16 protein-coding genes are annotated in these 14,949 nt (G+C 63.5%); 9 read left to right on the top strand and 7 right to left on the bottom strand.

The features are described from left to right. Window positions 1-30 precede the first annotated feature (30 nt). Both AC1DSJ_RS15220 and AC1DSJ_RS15215 read left to right on the top strand, forming a co-directional pair. On the top strand, window positions 31-1,137 hold the full coding sequence (locus AC1DSJ_RS15220; protein ID WP_427948177.1) for a porin: 1,107 nt from the start codon (window positions 31-33) through the stop codon (window positions 1,135-1,137). A gap of 96 nt (window positions 1,138-1,233) precedes the next feature. Beyond that, on the top strand, window positions 1,234-2,106 hold the full coding sequence (locus AC1DSJ_RS15215; protein WP_156336655.1) for a cytochrome c oxidase assembly protein: 873 nt from the start codon (window positions 1,234-1,236) through the stop codon (window positions 2,104-2,106). A gap of 12 nt (window positions 2,107-2,118) precedes the next feature. On the opposite strand, the gene galU is transcribed toward AC1DSJ_RS15215, so the two are convergent. Next, window positions 2,119-2,970 carry a UTP--glucose-1-phosphate uridylyltransferase GalU gene (gene galU / locus AC1DSJ_RS15210; protein ID WP_346552185.1) on the bottom strand — a complete coding sequence of 284 codons (852 nt, stop codon included), beginning with the start codon at window positions 2,968-2,970 and terminating at the stop codon, window positions 2,119-2,121. A 57-nt stretch (window positions 2,971-3,027) separates the two neighbouring features. Here galU and AC1DSJ_RS15205 point away from each other — a divergent pair, with 57 nt between their 5' ends. Continuing rightward, entirely contained in the window at window positions 3,028-4,551 is a 1,524-nt protein-coding gene (locus AC1DSJ_RS15205) for a M48 family metalloprotease (RefSeq protein ID WP_441370554.1), read from the top strand. A gap of 45 nt (window positions 4,552-4,596) precedes the next feature. Here the strand turns inward: AC1DSJ_RS15205 and AC1DSJ_RS15200 are convergent, their stop codons facing one another. From AC1DSJ_RS15200 to AC1DSJ_RS15185, 4 genes are all read right to left on the bottom strand, one after another. Then, window positions 4,597-5,697 (bottom strand): YheT family hydrolase, encoded by a 1,101-nt coding sequence (locus tag AC1DSJ_RS15200; protein WP_054424549.1) that lies wholly within the window; start codon window positions 5,695-5,697, stop codon window positions 4,597-4,599. Window positions 5,698-5,714: 17 nt separating this feature from the next. Beyond that, complete coding sequence (locus AC1DSJ_RS15195) at window positions 5,715-6,137, bottom strand: YybH family protein (RefSeq protein WP_054424548.1); 423 nt, start codon at window positions 6,135-6,137, stop codon at window positions 5,715-5,717. 37 nt (window positions 6,138-6,174) lie between these two features. Continuing rightward, window positions 6,175-6,393, bottom strand: a complete 219-nt coding sequence (locus tag AC1DSJ_RS15190) for a zinc-finger domain-containing protein (protein ID WP_054424547.1) — start codon at window positions 6,391-6,393, stop codon at window positions 6,175-6,177. Between the two features lie 89 nt (window positions 6,394-6,482). Continuing rightward, window positions 6,483-7,403 carry a branched-chain amino acid transaminase gene (locus AC1DSJ_RS15185; protein ID WP_175170817.1) on the bottom strand — a complete coding sequence of 307 codons (921 nt, stop codon included), beginning with the start codon at window positions 7,401-7,403 and terminating at the stop codon, window positions 6,483-6,485. A gap of 275 nt (window positions 7,404-7,678) precedes the next feature. On the opposite strand from AC1DSJ_RS15185, the gene AC1DSJ_RS15180 reads away from it, so the two are divergent. The 3 genes from AC1DSJ_RS15180 (at window position 7,679) to AC1DSJ_RS15170 (ending at window position 10,533) form a co-directional block, all read left to right on the top strand. Further along, entirely contained in the window at window positions 7,679-8,383 is a 705-nt protein-coding gene (locus tag AC1DSJ_RS15180) for an AzlC family ABC transporter permease (RefSeq protein ID WP_476760341.1), read from the top strand. Continuing rightward, window positions 8,380-8,715, top strand: a complete 336-nt coding sequence (locus AC1DSJ_RS15175; RefSeq protein ID WP_054424541.1) for an AzlD domain-containing protein — start codon at window positions 8,380-8,382, stop codon at window positions 8,713-8,715. The genes AC1DSJ_RS15180 and AC1DSJ_RS15175 overlap by 4 nt, the downstream gene beginning before the upstream one ends. A 324-nt stretch (window positions 8,716-9,039) precedes the next feature. Continuing rightward, window positions 9,040-10,533 carry a DEAD/DEAH box helicase gene (locus tag AC1DSJ_RS15170; RefSeq protein ID WP_156336652.1) on the top strand — a complete coding sequence of 498 codons (1,494 nt, stop codon included), beginning with the start codon at window positions 9,040-9,042 and terminating at the stop codon, window positions 10,531-10,533. 109 nt (window positions 10,534-10,642) lie between these two features. Here AC1DSJ_RS15170 and AC1DSJ_RS15165 read toward each other — a convergent pair whose 3' ends face one another. Further along, window positions 10,643-11,026: a thioredoxin family protein gene (locus AC1DSJ_RS15165; RefSeq protein WP_054424539.1), complete on the bottom strand. Its 384-nt coding sequence runs from the start codon at window positions 11,024-11,026 to the stop codon at window positions 10,643-10,645. A 63-nt stretch (window positions 11,027-11,089) separates the two neighbouring features. On the opposite strand from AC1DSJ_RS15165, the gene AC1DSJ_RS15160 reads away from it, so the two are divergent. From AC1DSJ_RS15160 to AC1DSJ_RS15150, 3 genes are all read left to right on the top strand, one after another. Further along, window positions 11,090-11,899: an EI24 domain-containing protein gene (locus AC1DSJ_RS15160; RefSeq protein WP_054424537.1), complete on the top strand. Its 810-nt coding sequence runs from the start codon at window positions 11,090-11,092 to the stop codon at window positions 11,897-11,899. 34 nt (window positions 11,900-11,933) lie between these two features. Beyond that, entirely contained in the window at window positions 11,934-12,749 is an 816-nt protein-coding gene (locus AC1DSJ_RS15155; RefSeq protein WP_054424535.1) for a competence/damage-inducible protein A, read from the top strand. A gap of 157 nt (window positions 12,750-12,906) precedes the next feature. Continuing rightward, on the top strand, window positions 12,907-13,770 hold the full coding sequence (locus AC1DSJ_RS15150; RefSeq protein WP_054424533.1) for an IclR family transcriptional regulator: 864 nt from the start codon (window positions 12,907-12,909) through the stop codon (window positions 13,768-13,770). Between the two features lie 71 nt (window positions 13,771-13,841). On the opposite strand, the gene AC1DSJ_RS15145 is transcribed toward AC1DSJ_RS15150, so the two are convergent. Further along, window positions 13,842-14,819, bottom strand: a complete 978-nt coding sequence (locus tag AC1DSJ_RS15145; RefSeq protein ID WP_054424531.1) for a tripartite tricarboxylate transporter substrate binding protein BugD — start codon at window positions 14,817-14,819, stop codon at window positions 13,842-13,844. Window positions 14,820-14,949 lie beyond the last annotated feature (130 nt).

Below are 14,949 nucleotides of genomic sequence, written 5' to 3'. Positions count from 1 at the left end.
GTGACGCCTGCCGCCTGTCAGGAGAAGAACATGAAACATGCATTTTGCGGGGTGGCGCTGGCATGCTGCGTGGGCCAGCCGCTTGCGGCATTCGCCGCCGATGACGACGGATTGGGCGTGCAGTTGTACGGCGTGGTGGACGCGGGTGTCGCCGTCACCCACGTGTCAGGGCAGGGCAGCCATAGCGGCCTGCTCAACGGCGGCCTGACGGATTCCCTGTGGGGGTTGCAGGGCGCCGAAGATTTAGGGGGCGGCTGGCGTAGCCGCTTCCAGCTGGAAAGCGGGTTCGATCCGTCCAGCGGCAAGCTGGAAGAAGACGGCAAGCTTTTCAATTACGCCGCCTGGGTGGGCCTGGGCCACGAGGAGTATGGCGAATTGCGGCTGGGACGCCAGCACACCATCGGCCAGCAGTTCGGCAATGCCCTGGAAATTGCCTCGTGGAAGGAAATGGGCATGGGCGCCACGTTCAAGGCGTCCGACAATTTCCAATTCAGCAATATGGTCAACGTCATGTCGCCCAGCTGGAACGGATTCCAGGCGGGCGTTGGGTATGCGTTCGATGCCGATGACCAAGGCCAATTCCGCACCAATCAGAACAACCGTGCGTTGAGCATGGGCGTGAAATACGAAGGCGGCCCGCTGTTGGCGGTTGCCACGTTCGACCAGCTACGGCTGGCCAATGCGCCGGAAGACATCGGCGGGCGCCCGCAAGCGATTCAGCTGGGCGCCTCGTATGACTTCGAAGTGCTGAAGTTGTCACTTGCCTGGTCGCGGCAGAAAAACGGCTATGCGGGGCTGGATGGCGGCGACCCCGACGACCTGGGGCTGGGCCTGGGGCCGGCCGCCTTTGTGCGGGGCGGCACGGTCGATGCGTGGCTGGTGGGGGCAAGCGCGCCGGTGGGCCCGGGCACGGTATTGCTGCAATGGTCGCTGGCGCGGCCGGACTGGCGTTGGGACAACGGTATGACGGCGCGCAATGCGCAACTGGTGACCTTGGGTTATACCTATGCGCTGTCGCCGCGGACGACGCTGTATGGCTTTGCCGGATATGCGTCGAATTACACGCTCGACAACCAGTTTGACCCCGCCAACTCCCACACCACCCGTGTTGGAGCCGGCATTTCGCACCATTTTTGATCCCTCCGCCCCACCGGACCAGAGGCGGGCAGGGTCCACTACAATCGGCGGGTAGCAGCGCCTGGCGCCGTTTCCCGTCCTTCTGATGTCTTCTGGATAGCCTGCATGGATAGTCTCGAATGGCTCATACCCTGGGAGTTCTCTCCCACGCTGGTGGCCTCCTTCGTAGTGGCGATCGTGCTGTTCGTGCGCGGCCAGCGCGTCCACCATGTGACGGGCGCGCGGCGCGTGTTCTTCTGGGCGGGGCTGGTGCTGTTGTACCTGTCGATGCATACGCGGGTGGACTACTACGCCGAGCGCATGTTCTTCATCCACCGCATCCAGCATCTGGTGCTGCACCATCTGGGGCCGCTGCTGGTGATGGCGGCCTTTCCGGGGCAGGTCATGCGGGCAGGGTTGCCCATGTCATGGCGCATCCGCCTGCGCGACTTTCTGCGCACGGGCGCAGGCCGCGCCACCGTGGCCGTGCTGACCAACAAGATTTTCGTGCCGACGCTGTTCGTCTTTTTGGTGCTGGTCTGGCTGATTCCGTCGGTGCAGTTTTATTCCATGCTGGACTGGCGGCTGTATCGGCTGATGAACTGGTCGGTAGTCATCAGCGGGTTCATGTACTGGAACCTGATTCTGGACCGCCGCCCCGCGCCGCCTGCCGCGATGACGCCCGGCGGGCGCGTGATCTCGCCCGTGCTGACGATGCTGCCGCAAATGGTGGCGGGCGCCGTCATCGCCTTCACCGAAAGCGATATCTATCCCTTGTTTGAATTGTGCGGCCGGGCGATAGCCATGTCCGCCCAGACCGACCAGACCATTGGCGGCCTGACCATGTGGATTCCGGCTGCGCTGGTCGAAGTGATCGGCCTGATGGTGGCGCTGGGCACGTTGATGCGCTTGTCTGGCAAGGGACGGTTGCGCAAGGCTGACCGGGATGCGCGCGCGCGAGCCAAGGCCCGCGCGGCGGTGTCCGCGTAAACCGCTACCCGATTATTCCGGCAGCAGGCCGTGGTATTTCTTGCCGAGCGCCACGGTGGCCTGGAACATGCCGGCCTTATTGCCGCAGTCGTATCGAACACCCTCAAAGCGGTGCGCAAACACGGCGCGTTCGCGCATCAGCGAGGCAATGCCGTCAGTCAGCTGGATTTCGTTGCCCGCGCCCATCTTGGTGGACCGCAGGTGGTCGAAGATGGCGGCTTCCAGCACGTAACGGCCCACAACGGCCAGCGTTGACGGCGCGGCGTCCGGTTCCGGTTTTTCAACGATATGCGTGACGCGTTCGGTGCGTGCATCCAGCTGGGCTTCGCCCTCGCGGGTGGCCACGATGCCGTATTTGCGCGTGTCGGCGCGCGGCACGTCCTGCACGCCCAGCACGCTGGCGTTCTGCGCAACGGCAATGTCCACCAGCTGTTTCATGGCGGGGGTGTCGGCGTCGATCAGGTCATCGGCCAGCAGCACGGCAAAGGGCTCGTCGCCCACGGCGGGCGCGGCCGACAGCACGGCGTGGCCCAGACCCAGCGGGGCCGATTGCCGGATGTAGAGGCAATTCACATGCGCAGGTAGAATGCCCCGCACCATGGCCAGCAGCTCGTGCTTGCCTTTGATTTCCAAGTCGGTTTCAAGCTCAGGGGCGGAATCGAAGTGGTCTTCGATGGCGCGCTTGTTGCGGCCGGTCACAAAAATAAGGTCGGTGATGCCAGCGGCCACGGCCTCTTCAACGGCATATTGAATCAACGGCTTGTCGACCACGGGCAGCATTTCCTTGGGCATCGCCTTGGTGGCGGGCAGGAAGCGGGTGCCCATGCCGGCGACAGGGAAAACGGCTTTACGGACGGGACGCATTGAGACCTCGTTTGGGGTATCGGTGAAACATTTTAAGCTCATCGCTATCATAGGCTTATGAACCGCAGGAAAATGCCATCCATTTGCTCGATTGCGAAACGAGGCGCGATCATCGGGCTCAGCGCCGCCCTCGTCGCCCCCACCATTCCGGCCGCCGCCTGGGCGCAGCCGGTCGGCTTGCCCTCGATGGGCGCGGCCTCGGCCGCCGAGCTGTCCCCCATGCTGGAACGCAGCCTGGGCGAAGCCATCATGTCGCAAGGCCGGCGCGACCCTACCTATGTCGATGACCCTGAACTCAGCCAATACCTGACCACGATGGGCCGCAAGCTGGCGGCCTTTGCGCCTGGCGCCGTGCCGGATGTGGAAATGTTCGGCGTGCGCGACCCCGAGATCAACGCGTTCGCCATGCCCGGCGGCTTTATTGGCGTGAACACGGGGCTGATCGTGTCTTCGGGCAGTGAGTCGGAACTGGCCGCCGTGCTGGCGCACGAAATCGGCCACGTCGTGCAGCGCCATATTGCGCGTGGCATGACGCAGCAAAGCCAGAACAGCATGGTGATGCTGGCCAGCTTGGCCGGCGCGCTGCTGGCGGCTTTGGCTGGCGGTGGCGGCAACCTGGCAATGGGCGTGGCGGCATTCGGGCAGGCCGCGGCCATCAACCGTCAACTGGGCTTTTCGCGGGATGCTGAACGCGAAGCTGACCGCGCGGGCTTCCAGATGCTGACTAAAGCGGGCTACGACGCCGAGGGCATGTCGCAGATGTTCTCGCGGCTGATGAACGCATCGCGCCTGAACGAAGGGGCGGGCGGCGGTTCATGGGCCAGCACGCACCCGTTGTCCATAGAACGTATGTCCGACGTCCAGAACCGTGTGCGGTCGCTTCCCGCGTCACGTCACGTGGACAGCGATGATTTCTGGTACGTGCGCGCCAAGATGCGCGTGGTGCAGGGGCGAGATGCCGTCAGCCTGCGTTCGGCCGGCCAGCAATTGCAGGACGAGGCGCAGGCGCTGTCTGGCGTGCGTCAGTCGGCCGCCTATTACGGGCTGGCCTTGCAGGCCTTCCAGCGCAACAACCTGGCCGAAGCCGACCGCTACTGGAACCTGGCCACGGCGGGGGGGCGCAATTCGGCGCAACTGGCCAAGCTGAGTGTGGATATCGCGTTGGCGCGCAAGGAATATCCGCGTGCGCTGGAGCTGGCCCAGGCGGCGACCAAGCGCTGGCCCGAGCAGCGGGCATTGGGCATCGCCTATGCCCAGGCGCTGCAAAGCAACGGCCGTCATGCCGATGCGCAAGACTACCTGCGCGCGAAGATCAAACAATGGGGCAGCGACGAGCCCAGCCTGTACCAGATGCTGGCGCAAAGCGAAGAGCGCAACGGCAAGCCCGTGCAGGCGCGCCGCGATCTGGCGCGCTATTACGTCATGACCGGCGCCTTTGCTGCTGCGGAATCTCAGCTGCAACAGGCACGTGGCCTGTCGACCGATTTCTACGAGCAATCGCAGATCGACGTGCAGATCAAGGAAGTGAAAGACAAGCTGGCCGAAGAACGGCAACTGCTGGAACGCTTCAAGTCGGGTTGATGTCGTTGGACCCGGCCCCGGGATCACCCCGGGCCGGGTCGCGGCTTACAAGCCCGTTTCGAAGAAACGCCCCAAACGTTGCGGCAGCCAGTTCAGATGCGCAGGGAACGCGCCGGTGGGAAAACCGGCGTGCCCGCCGTCAGTGGGCTGGTGCAGCAGAATGACCGGCGCGCATTCGTCGGGCTTGGGCAATGAGGCCGCCGGAATGAAGGGGTCATTGCGGGCGTTGAGCACCAGCGTGGGCACGGAAATTTTCGGCAGCCAGGGCTTGCTGGACGCGCGCGTCCAGTAATCCAGCGCATTGCGGAAACCGTGCATCGGCGCGGTGTAGGTGTCGTCGAATTCGCGCAGATCATGCGCGTGCGCGATACGCATCACGTCGATGGAGCCGGGAAAGCGGTGCGCCTTTTCCAGCACCTTGTGCTTGAGCGTCTTCAGGAAATGGGCGCTGTAGACGCGCCGGTTGAACACCCCGGTAGACAATGTCTTGCCGCAGGCGACCAGGTCCAGCGGCACGGAAACGCCCGCGGCGCCGGTCAGCCAGCCGGTGTCTTCCTGGTGTTCACCCAGGTACTTCAACAATGCATTGCCGCCCAGCGATACGCCCACCGCATGCCAGCGCGCATGCGGGATGCGGCTGCGCACCGTTTCCAGCAGGAAGCCGACCTCGGCGGAGTCGCCCGAGTAATAGGCGCGCGCCAGCCGGTTCGGCACGCCCGAGCAACCCCGGAAGTGCGCGATGACGACGATCCAACCCCGTGCGCGGAAGTAATGCGCAACGGATTGGGCATAGCGGCTATTGCTGCCGCCTTCCAGGCCGTGGAAGAGAATCAGCGCCGGCGTGTCGGGCGTTTGCGGCAGCGACTTCCAGTCGGCGTCCGTCATCCACCGCGCCGCGGCGGTCTTGCCGTTGGCCACAGGACCCTGTCCGCTGACGGGCGCGCCGTCGGCGGCCTTGTGCGGAAAGAGTCCTGGGCCCGTCCAATCAAAATCCACGAAATCGGTATCTGGCGTTTCCACGCGGTCTCGCACGAAGGCGATCCGGTGGTATTGCGCAAACACGGATGCGTAAATGGTTTGGGAGTCGCCCCCTGGCAACCAGGAGGGAACGGGGCAGGGGGATGTGTCTAGACGAGCAGCGGCCAACTAAAAATCCACCCGATTCAATGCAGCATGTCGGGTACGTCGTGCAAATCGAGCACCCCGGCTTCCGTGGGCGCCGGCGACGAATGGTGCATGACCATGCGCCAGCCGATGGGGCCCTTGTGGTAGATGTTCGTTGCGTAGCAGTTTGCGAACTGCGTGCCCTCCCGTGTCCGCACGGCCACCTGTTCGACCAGCACGTGCACCGCGCACATCATGCTGAGCATGACCAGCGGGCGCAGCGGGCGGACGTGCAGCGGGCCATTGGCCAGCACCTGTTGCCAGGATTCGTGCACCGCCGAGTGGCCGACGATGCGCAGGCCGCCAGGGTGGATGCAGACGACTTCTTCGTCGTCCGCCCACACCTGCATCAGACGGACACTGTCCCCCTGTTCCAGGGCTTCGTAGAACGCGTGTTCGGCTTCTTCGGGCGTGGCAAACATGGCTGCGGCTGACGGGTAGGCGTTGTGCGGCGGGCGTTTAGTGGTGGCCGTGCAGCACGGTACCGGCCTTCAGGCGGTACTCGGCGCCACAGTAGGCGCAGCTGGCGGAGCCGGAACGGGCCACATCCAGGAAGACGCGGGGGTGCATGCTCCACAGCGGCGCCTTCGGGCCGGGGCAGAACACGGGCAGGTCTTCAGCGCCGACCTCAATGACTTCGTGAGCGTGGGGGACGGCGGCCGGGGCAGCAGCGGTCATGGATATTCCTGAAAAAAGAACCGATAAACGGCAGGTTGGGGCAATGTTGCGGCTTGTCGGGACAAGGCCGCACGGATCAGCGTCAAACTTCAGACTTTACTTAGCCAGTGATGGTACTTCGGGATGCGGCCATTCACCATGTCAAAAAATGCTTTCTGCAACTTCTCGGTAACGGGTCCGCGCTGGCCGGCGCCGATCTGGCGGTTGTCGACCTCGCGAATCGGCGTGACTTCCGCGGCCGTACCGGTGAAGAAGGCCTCGTCGGCGATGTAGACGTCGTCGCGCGTCAGTCGTTTGGTGACCACGCGCAAGCCGAAGTCGGCGGCCAGCGCATGGATGGTTGAGCGGGTGATGCCAGTCAGGGCGGACGCGATTTCGGGTTCGCAGAGCACGCCGTCCTTGACGATGAAAAGATTTTCGCCAGACCCTTCGGCCACAAAGCCTTCGGTGTCCAGCAGCAGGGCTTCGTCGTAGCCGTCTTGCAGGGCTTCGGTGTTGGCCAGGATGGAGTTGGCGTAGGTGGTGGCCACTTTCGCGCGCGGCATCGTGACGTTCACGTGCTGGCGCGCAAACGAAGAGACCTTGACGCGGATACCTTGCGACAGCGCGTCTTCGCCCAGATACGCGCCCCAGGGCCACGCGGCGATCGCCACATGAACACGGGCGCCCTTAGGCGACACGCCCATTTTTTCCGGGCCGTAGAACACCAAGGGGCGCAGGTAGCCGGATTCCAGCTGGTTTTCGCGCACAACCATCCGCTGCGCTTCATTGATCGTGTCGCGATCAAAGGGCATTGGAATCTGGTAGATGTGCGCGGAATTGAAGAGGCGGTTTGTGTGGTCTTCCAGACGGAAGATGGCGGTGCCGATCTCGGACTTGTAGGCGCGCACGCCTTCAAAGACGGACAGGCCATAGTGCAGGGAATGCGTCAGGACGTGCGTGGTCGCGTCGCGCCACGGAACGAGCTTGCCGTCATACCAGATGAAACCGTCGCGATCAGCCATCGACATGGTCTTCTCCACACAGAGCGCGCCGGATCTTCAAGCGGCCCAAGAATCTTGAGGCGCATATTGTATCAAGCGGCGAGGTTACAATAACTGCCTGTCCGCGCACCGGCGTGGTGCACGTGGTGCCATTCGGCCCGCGCAACCCGTAAGAGTTCCCATGTCGTCCTGTCCGCATCGCCAGGGGTCAGCCGTTGTCCTCTGAATCCGCGCTTCCTGAATCCGAAGGCCCTGGCTCCAACGACCCCGGCTCCGAAGACCCCGGCCAGCGCGCCGACGCCATCCGCCAGGAACGCCTGAATGCGTTTCGCGCCGGTGTCCACGCCATCGTGCCCGCCTTGATCGCCACCGCGACCTGGGGCCTGGTGACGGGCGTGGCCATGGTCAAATCCGGTCTGACCGAATCCATGGCGCTGGCCATGACGCTGCTGCTCTACGCCGGTTCGGCGCAACTCACCTCGTTGCCGCTGATCGCTACGGGCGCGCCGCTGTGGCTCATCTTTGCCGCGGGCTGCGTGGTGAACCTGCGCTTCATCATCTTCGGCGCGGCGCTACATCCCTATTTCCGGCATCTGTCCTGGCCCAAGCGGCTGGGGCTGGGCTATTTCACAACCGACATGGGCTTCGTGCTGTTCATGCCGCGTTTTGGCGATTCAGCCGAGCGCGGCACGCGCGAGCAGCTGTGGTTTTTCCTGGGCACTATCGGGCCGGGCTGGCTGGTGTGRCAAACGTCGTCGATTGTCGGCATCTATTTGGGCGCCATGGTGCCCACCAACTGGTCGCTGGACTTTGCCGCCGTGCTGGCCCTGTTGGCGATTACGGTGCCGCTGGCCAGCTCGAAGCCCATGTTGGTGTCGATGCTGGCTGCCGGCGTGGTCGCCTGGACCGGGCAGGTGCTGCCCCTGCGGCTGGGTCTGGCCGCGGCCGTCATTGCCGGCGTGGTGGCCGGCATGTGGGCTGAACGATTCTTCAAGGCGCGTCCATGACCCTCTGGCCTTCCGAGATCTACGTCTATTGTGCGATCCTGCTGCTGGCCTTTTGCAGCGTGCTGACGCGCGCGGGCTTCATGCTGTTTGGCGACTATATTCCCCTGCCGGACGGCGTGCGGCGCGCGTTGCGCTACGCGCCGGCAGCCGCACTGACCGCCATCGTCGTGCCTGACCTGTTACCGTGGAAAGCGGGCCTGGGCCCGGTGTTCGACTACAAGCTGGTCGCGGGTTTGATCGCTATTCTGGTTTTTCTGCGTACTCGCAGCGCCGTGCTGGTGATCATCGTTGGCATGTTGGTGTTGTGGGGCTTGCGCTGGCTGGCAGGCTGACACCCGCCGTATCGGCCATATATCGTCCATCTGATGGACACATGCGCCGTTTGCGCGTGTGGTAATGCGCCTGCGCTAAAATTAAGTTATCCACAGCAATCCGGGCCTGGTACTGCCCTCATAAGTATCGAGTCGAAGAATGCGCCCGCTGGCCAACAAGGCAGGGCGCCGATTGCCCGCGAAGCCGATTGCGCTTCGCGGCGATTTGCGTGCCATCGCGATGCGATCACGCGCATTCAGATTGCCCCGATGCGTATGTAGTGCAGTGCATGTAGCACTCTCGTTTTGTTCTTTTTCACTGGTCCCGGTATCTGCCAAACCCTGATGACTGAATCCATTCAATCCGTAGCACCTGCCGCCGACGCGCCCGCGCCGACGTTTGCCGATTTCGGACTGCACCCTCTGTTGTTGCAGTCCATCGTTGAAACCGGCTACACCACGCCAACCCCCATTCAGGCGCAAGCCATTCCTGTTGTGGTGGAAGGGCGCGACGTCATGGGCGCCGCTCAGACGGGTACCGGCAAGACTGCCGCGTTCACGGTGCCGATCCTGCATCGCCTGATGCCGCTGGCCAACACCAGCGCATCGCCCGCCCGCCATCCGGTGCGCGCACTGATCCTCACGCCCACGCGTGAACTGGCCGATCAGGTGTTCGAAAGCGTCAAGCGCTACAGCAAGCAAACGCCGCTGCGTTCTGCGGTGGTGTTTGGCGGCGTGGATATCGGCCCGCAAAAAGAAGCGCTGCGCCGCGGTTGCGAAGTGCTGGTCGCCACCCCCGGCCGCTTGCTGGACCACGTTGAACAAAAGAACGTGAACCTGAGCCAGGTTGGCATTCTGGTGCTGGACGAAGCGGACCGCATGCTCGACATGGGTTTCCTGCCGGATCTGGAACGCATCATCCGCCTGCTGCCCGCGCAGCGTCAGGGCCTGCTGTTTTCGGCCACGTTCAGCAACGAGATCCGCAAGCTCGGCCGTTCGTATCTGAACCAGCCCGTCGAGATTGAAGTCGCGGCGCGCAACGCCACCGCCACGAACATTACTCAAATCGCCTACAAGATGTCGAGCGACGCCAAGCGCGCCGCCGTCGTGCATCTGGTGAAGTCGCGCGGCTTGAAGCAGGTCATCGTGTTTTCGAACACGAAGATTGGCACGGCGCGTCTGGCGCGTGATTTGGAACGCGACGGCGTCAAAGCCGAATCGATCCACGGCGACAAGACGCAGGCTGACCGCATGAAGGCGCTGGAAGCCTTCAAGGCCGGCGACCTGGAAGTGCTGGTTGCTACCGACGTCGCCGCGCGCGGCCTGGACGTGGCCGGCGTGCCTTGCGTCATCAACTATGACCTGCCGTACAACGCTGAAGATTACGTGCACCGTATTGGCCGTACCGGCCGTGCGGGCGCGTCGGGCGAAGCCATTGCGCTGTTCACGCCCGACGAAGAGCGCTTCCTGCTCGACATTGAAAAGCTGATCAAGCGCGAAGTGCCACGCGGCACGCTGGACTTGCCCGCCGACGCCGTGGCGCGCAGCCATCGCCGCAGCGAAGAGCGCCCCAGTTCGTCGTCGCGCGAAGGCCGCGATGGCGGCCGTGAAAGCCGTGGCGATCGTGGTGATCGTGGCGGCCGCTCGTCGGATCGCCGTTCGGGCTACACGTCCAGCGGCCCGCGCCAGCCCGTGGATGATTTCTTCCTGAAGCCTTACGAGCCGTCCTCGTCGGCCAGTACGCAGGCGGAAGATCAGGCGCCCAAGAACGACGGCAATTCTTCGTCGGCGCCCAAGCGCCAGGTGGCCGTGCTGTTGGGCGGTTCGCGCAAGCCCTGATTGCTTTGTCAGGCATGTAAAAACCCGCAACGCCAAATGGCCTTGCGGGTTTTTTATTGCTTGAAGGTTGTTGCTTGAAGGCGACGCGGCCTCACGCAGCGGCGTGCGCTCAGGCGGCCAGCAGCTTCGGCAGATCCGGCAGTTCGGTGGCGATGGCCGGGCTGTTCTCGTTCACGCTGTCCAGCAGTCTTTCCAGATGGCCGATGTGCGGCAGCATGGGCCCGTAGAACACCACGCGCGACCCGATCTGCACGAGCAGGGTGGGGAAGTTTTCAACATCCTCATCACCCAGCAGTTCGGCGTGGTCTTCGATGTCGATCCATGCGAAGACGTGTTGCGGCAACGTATCTGCCAGCGCTTGCAGTTTGGGCTTGTATTGCTCGCAGGTGTCGCACCATGCGGCGCAGAAACAGGCGACGAGCCAGGTGTTGGGGGTTGCGCCCAGCCGTGTGCGCAGGGCGGCCAGGTCAGTGCCGGGTACGAGTAGAGACATGTGAGCAGATCAGGGCGTGTTTGACTATCATACCCGGGATGTCCACCCCATTTTTCCGTTCCCATGACCGCCTTGCGCACTGATTCCGCCTCGCCCGACAACGGCCGTTTTTCCACCGCCGGGGCCGGCGCCGTCAGCGTGGGCCAGGCATTCAAGCGCGCGCTGGTGTCCCAATGCCACCCGACGATGTTGTTCGCGGTGCTGCTGCCTTTTCTGATTGCGCTGGTGGGCGCGCTGCTGCTTTTGTATTTTTTCTGGACGCCGCTGGTTGAATGGCTGGGCGCCCAGATTTCGCGCGTCGACATGCTGAATCGCGCAGAAGACTGGATGCTGGCCATGGGGCTGTTTTCGCTCAAGGTCTATCTGATTCCCCTTCTTGCCTGTGCCATTTTGCTGCCGGTATCCGGCGTGCTGGGGTTGGCGATTGCCGCGGTCTTCGTGATGCCGCTGGTGCTGCGCCATGTGGGGCAACGCGAATACGCCAGCGTGGGCCGCAAAGGAAAATACTCGACGGCGGTCAGCGTATGGAATGCGGTCTGGGTATCGGCCGCCTTTGCGGCCGGCTGGCTGCTGACGCTGCCGCTGTGGCTGGTGCCGCCCATGGCGATTGTGCTGTCGATCTTCTGGTGGGCGTTTGCGTTCTCGCGCATGATGCGCGTGGACGCCATCGTCGAACACGCCAGCCCGGCCGAACGCAAGCTGATCCTGGAACGCAACAACGGCGGCTTCTGGACCATCGGCCTGATCTGTTCGCTATTGAATTTGTTGCCGCCCGCGTGGATTATCCTGCCGGTGTTTTCCGCGCTGGTCTACGCGCATTACGGACTGGAAGCGCTCAAGCGCTTGCGCCAGGACCGCGTTATCGACGTCTGACCGGCGTCTTCCCTCTTACCCTCTGGAACTGGACATGGCCGCTGAATCCGCCGCCCGTCGCATTGGCCTCATCATCGTCGGGGATGAAATCCTGTCGGGCCGCCGTCAGGACAAGCATTTTTCCAAAGTCGTCGAGCTGCTGAGCGCGCGCGGCATGCATCTGAGCTGGGCCGAATTCCTGCCCGACGAACGCGACACGCTGGTGGCCGCCTACCAGCGCAGCTTCGCCAAGGGCGACGTTGTGTTCTCTTGCGGCGGCATTGGTGGCACCCCGGACGACCATACCCGCCAGGCCGCCGCGGCCGCGCTGGGTTTGCCGCTGGCCTTGCATCCGGAAGCCGAAGCGGCGATTGCGCTGCGCACGTCCGAAATGGCCGCCAAAGGGCAGGGAACCGCCGACATGAGCGCGCCGGAAAACCAGCAGCGCTTGCAGATGGGCATGTTCCCGCAGGGCTGCGAAATCGTGCCGAACCCGTACAACCGCATTCCCGGCTTCTTCATCCAGGACCACACCTTCGTGCCGGGCTTTCCCGTCATGGCGTGGCCAATGTTGGAATGGACGCTCGACACCCGCTATCGTGCACTGCAGCATGTGCGAGCCCATGTCGAGCATTCTTTCCTGGTGTTCAGCATGCCGGAATCGCGCATCACGCCCGCGATGATCAGTGTCGAAACCCGCTGGCCTGACGTGCGCGCCTTCAGCTTGCCCAGCGTTGGTGAAGCGGGCGGCACCCCGCATATTGAGCTGGGCGTCAAGGGCGAACCGGCCGCTGCCGCCGAGGCGCTGGAGTTCTTGCGTGCGGAAGTGCTGCGTCTGGGCGGAAAGCTCGCGCCCCCAGCCGCGGCCTGAGATTGACCCTCTATAAACGGGGGGCGGCCCCGTTTATAGATGAAAAACCCATTGCCAAATGGCGCGGTAAATTTCACAATACGGGAAAGAACTGTTTGCTGCGTTGCCGCAAGGCCGGTTTTTTTTCGGCGGCGCGGCGCGAGCCCAACCTCCCCCTATGCCCCGTCTTTCGACACCCCGCAATCCCCTGGACGCCGAGACCGAAGGCGCGTCCGGTCATCCCATCGCCATTCAGGTCATCGAGCGCGCCATGCGCCTGCTTGATGCCCTGGCTGCGCAGCAGGACCCTGTCACGCTCAAGGAATTGTCCGCGACCACGGGCCTGCACGCTTCCACCGCCCACCGCATTCTTAACGATCTGGTCGTAGGCCGGTATGTCGAGCGCGTCGACAACGGCCTGTATCAGCTGGGCATGCGCTTGCTGGAGCTGGGGTCGTTGGTAAAGGGGCGGCTGAACGTGCGCGAAGCGGCCATTTCGGCCATGCGTTCGCTGCACAAGCTGACCGGGCAAACGATCAACCTGTCGGTGCAGCAAGGTGACGAAATCGTCTACATCGACCGCGCCTGGAGCGAACGCTCGGGGATGCAGGTGGTGCGCGCCATTGGCGGACGGGCGCCGTTGCATTTGACGTCCACCGGCAAGCTGTTCCTGTCCACCGGCGACGCGCGCCAGGTTCGCGCCTATGCGTTGCGCACCGGCCTGGCGGGCCACACCCGCAACAGCCTGACGGATCTGGACCGCCTGGAACGCGAGCTGGCGCTGGTGCGCCGCCATGGCTATGCGCGCGACAACGAAGAACTTGAGCTGGGCGTGCGATGCATTGCGGCCGGCATTTTTGACGACACCGGCAAGCTGGTGGCGGGTCTGTCGATCTCGGCGCCAGCAGAACGCTTGCAGGATGACTGGATCAAGGCGCTGGTGGATACCGCCGCCAGCATTTCCGAAGCATTGGGTTACGAACCCTCGGTCTCCACTGGTTTCAATGGGTTAGGCATGGCGGCGGAAGCCTTGCGTCCCTAGCGCGTGCAGGCGCAAAAAAAGCCCCGCAAGGGGCTTTTTTCGTAGGCAGACAGCGCTTTATCCGAACCGCATTATTGCTGTTCGACACCTGCCTTCTTGAAGAGCTCGGCCCACTGTGGCACTTGCTGCTTCACCTTGGCTTCCAGCCCTTGCGGGTTGGCTTCATTGGTCAGCACGGTGGCGCCCAGCTGCTTCATGCGTTCCTGGAACTTGGGGTCGGCCAGGCCGGCTTGCAGGCTCTTGACCAGCTTGTCCACGACCGGCTTGGGCGTACCCTTCGGCACCCACATTCCGTGCCAGATCCCCACTTCGAAGCCCTTGTAGCCGGACTCGTCCATCGTCGGCAGCTTGGGCAGCGTGGGGACGCGTTGCAGGCTGGTCACGGCGTAGGCCTTGACCTTGCCGCTGTCGATCTGCTGCGTGGTGTTGGTGGTTTGGTCGCACATCAGGTCGACCTGCTTGCCCAGCAGATCGTTCATGGCGGGGGCGGTGCCCTTGTACGGGATGGTCAGCAATTGCACGCCCAGCGCTTCCACGAGCATGGTGCCGCACAGATGGCTGGCGGCGCCGATGCCGGCATTGGCCAGCGAGACCTTGTCCTTGTTCGCCTTGACGTATTCGGCCAGTTCCTTGATGTTGTTGGGCGGGAAGTCCGAGCGCGCGATGATGGTCATGGGCACGTCGACCACCAGGCCGATGGGCTCGAAGCTCTTGTAAGGGTCGTAGCCGGGATTCTTGTACAACGACGGCGCAGTGGAGAAGCCGGCGTGCATCAACAGGATGGAATAGCCGTCCGGCTGGGCGCGGGCGACTTGCGTCGTGCCGATGGTGCCGCCGGCACCGCCCTTGTTTTCCACCACAACCGTCTGGCCCAAGCTCGGCCGCATGGCTTCCGCCAGCGAGCGGGCGACGTTGTCGGTCGGACCGCCTGCGGCGAATGGCACCACCATATTGATGGGGCGTTCCGGATATTCCGCTTGGGCGGCGCCAGTGGCGAGCATGGCGCTGGCCGCGAGCAGGGCCGAAAGCGTGCGGGGGATGAGGGTCATGAAGTCTCCAATTGCAGGGTTTTGCTTGCTGCGATTTAGTTTTATGCCGCTGACTTATGGTTTGTTTTATCTGTCATCAGCGTGAAAGCAGTGTAGAAAAGAATTGATACGCCGTCATGTCCGGTATTTC

The organism is Achromobacter sp. 01N37, assembly GCF_056399725.1.
This window is presented reverse-complemented; position numbering and strand designations above follow the sequence as displayed.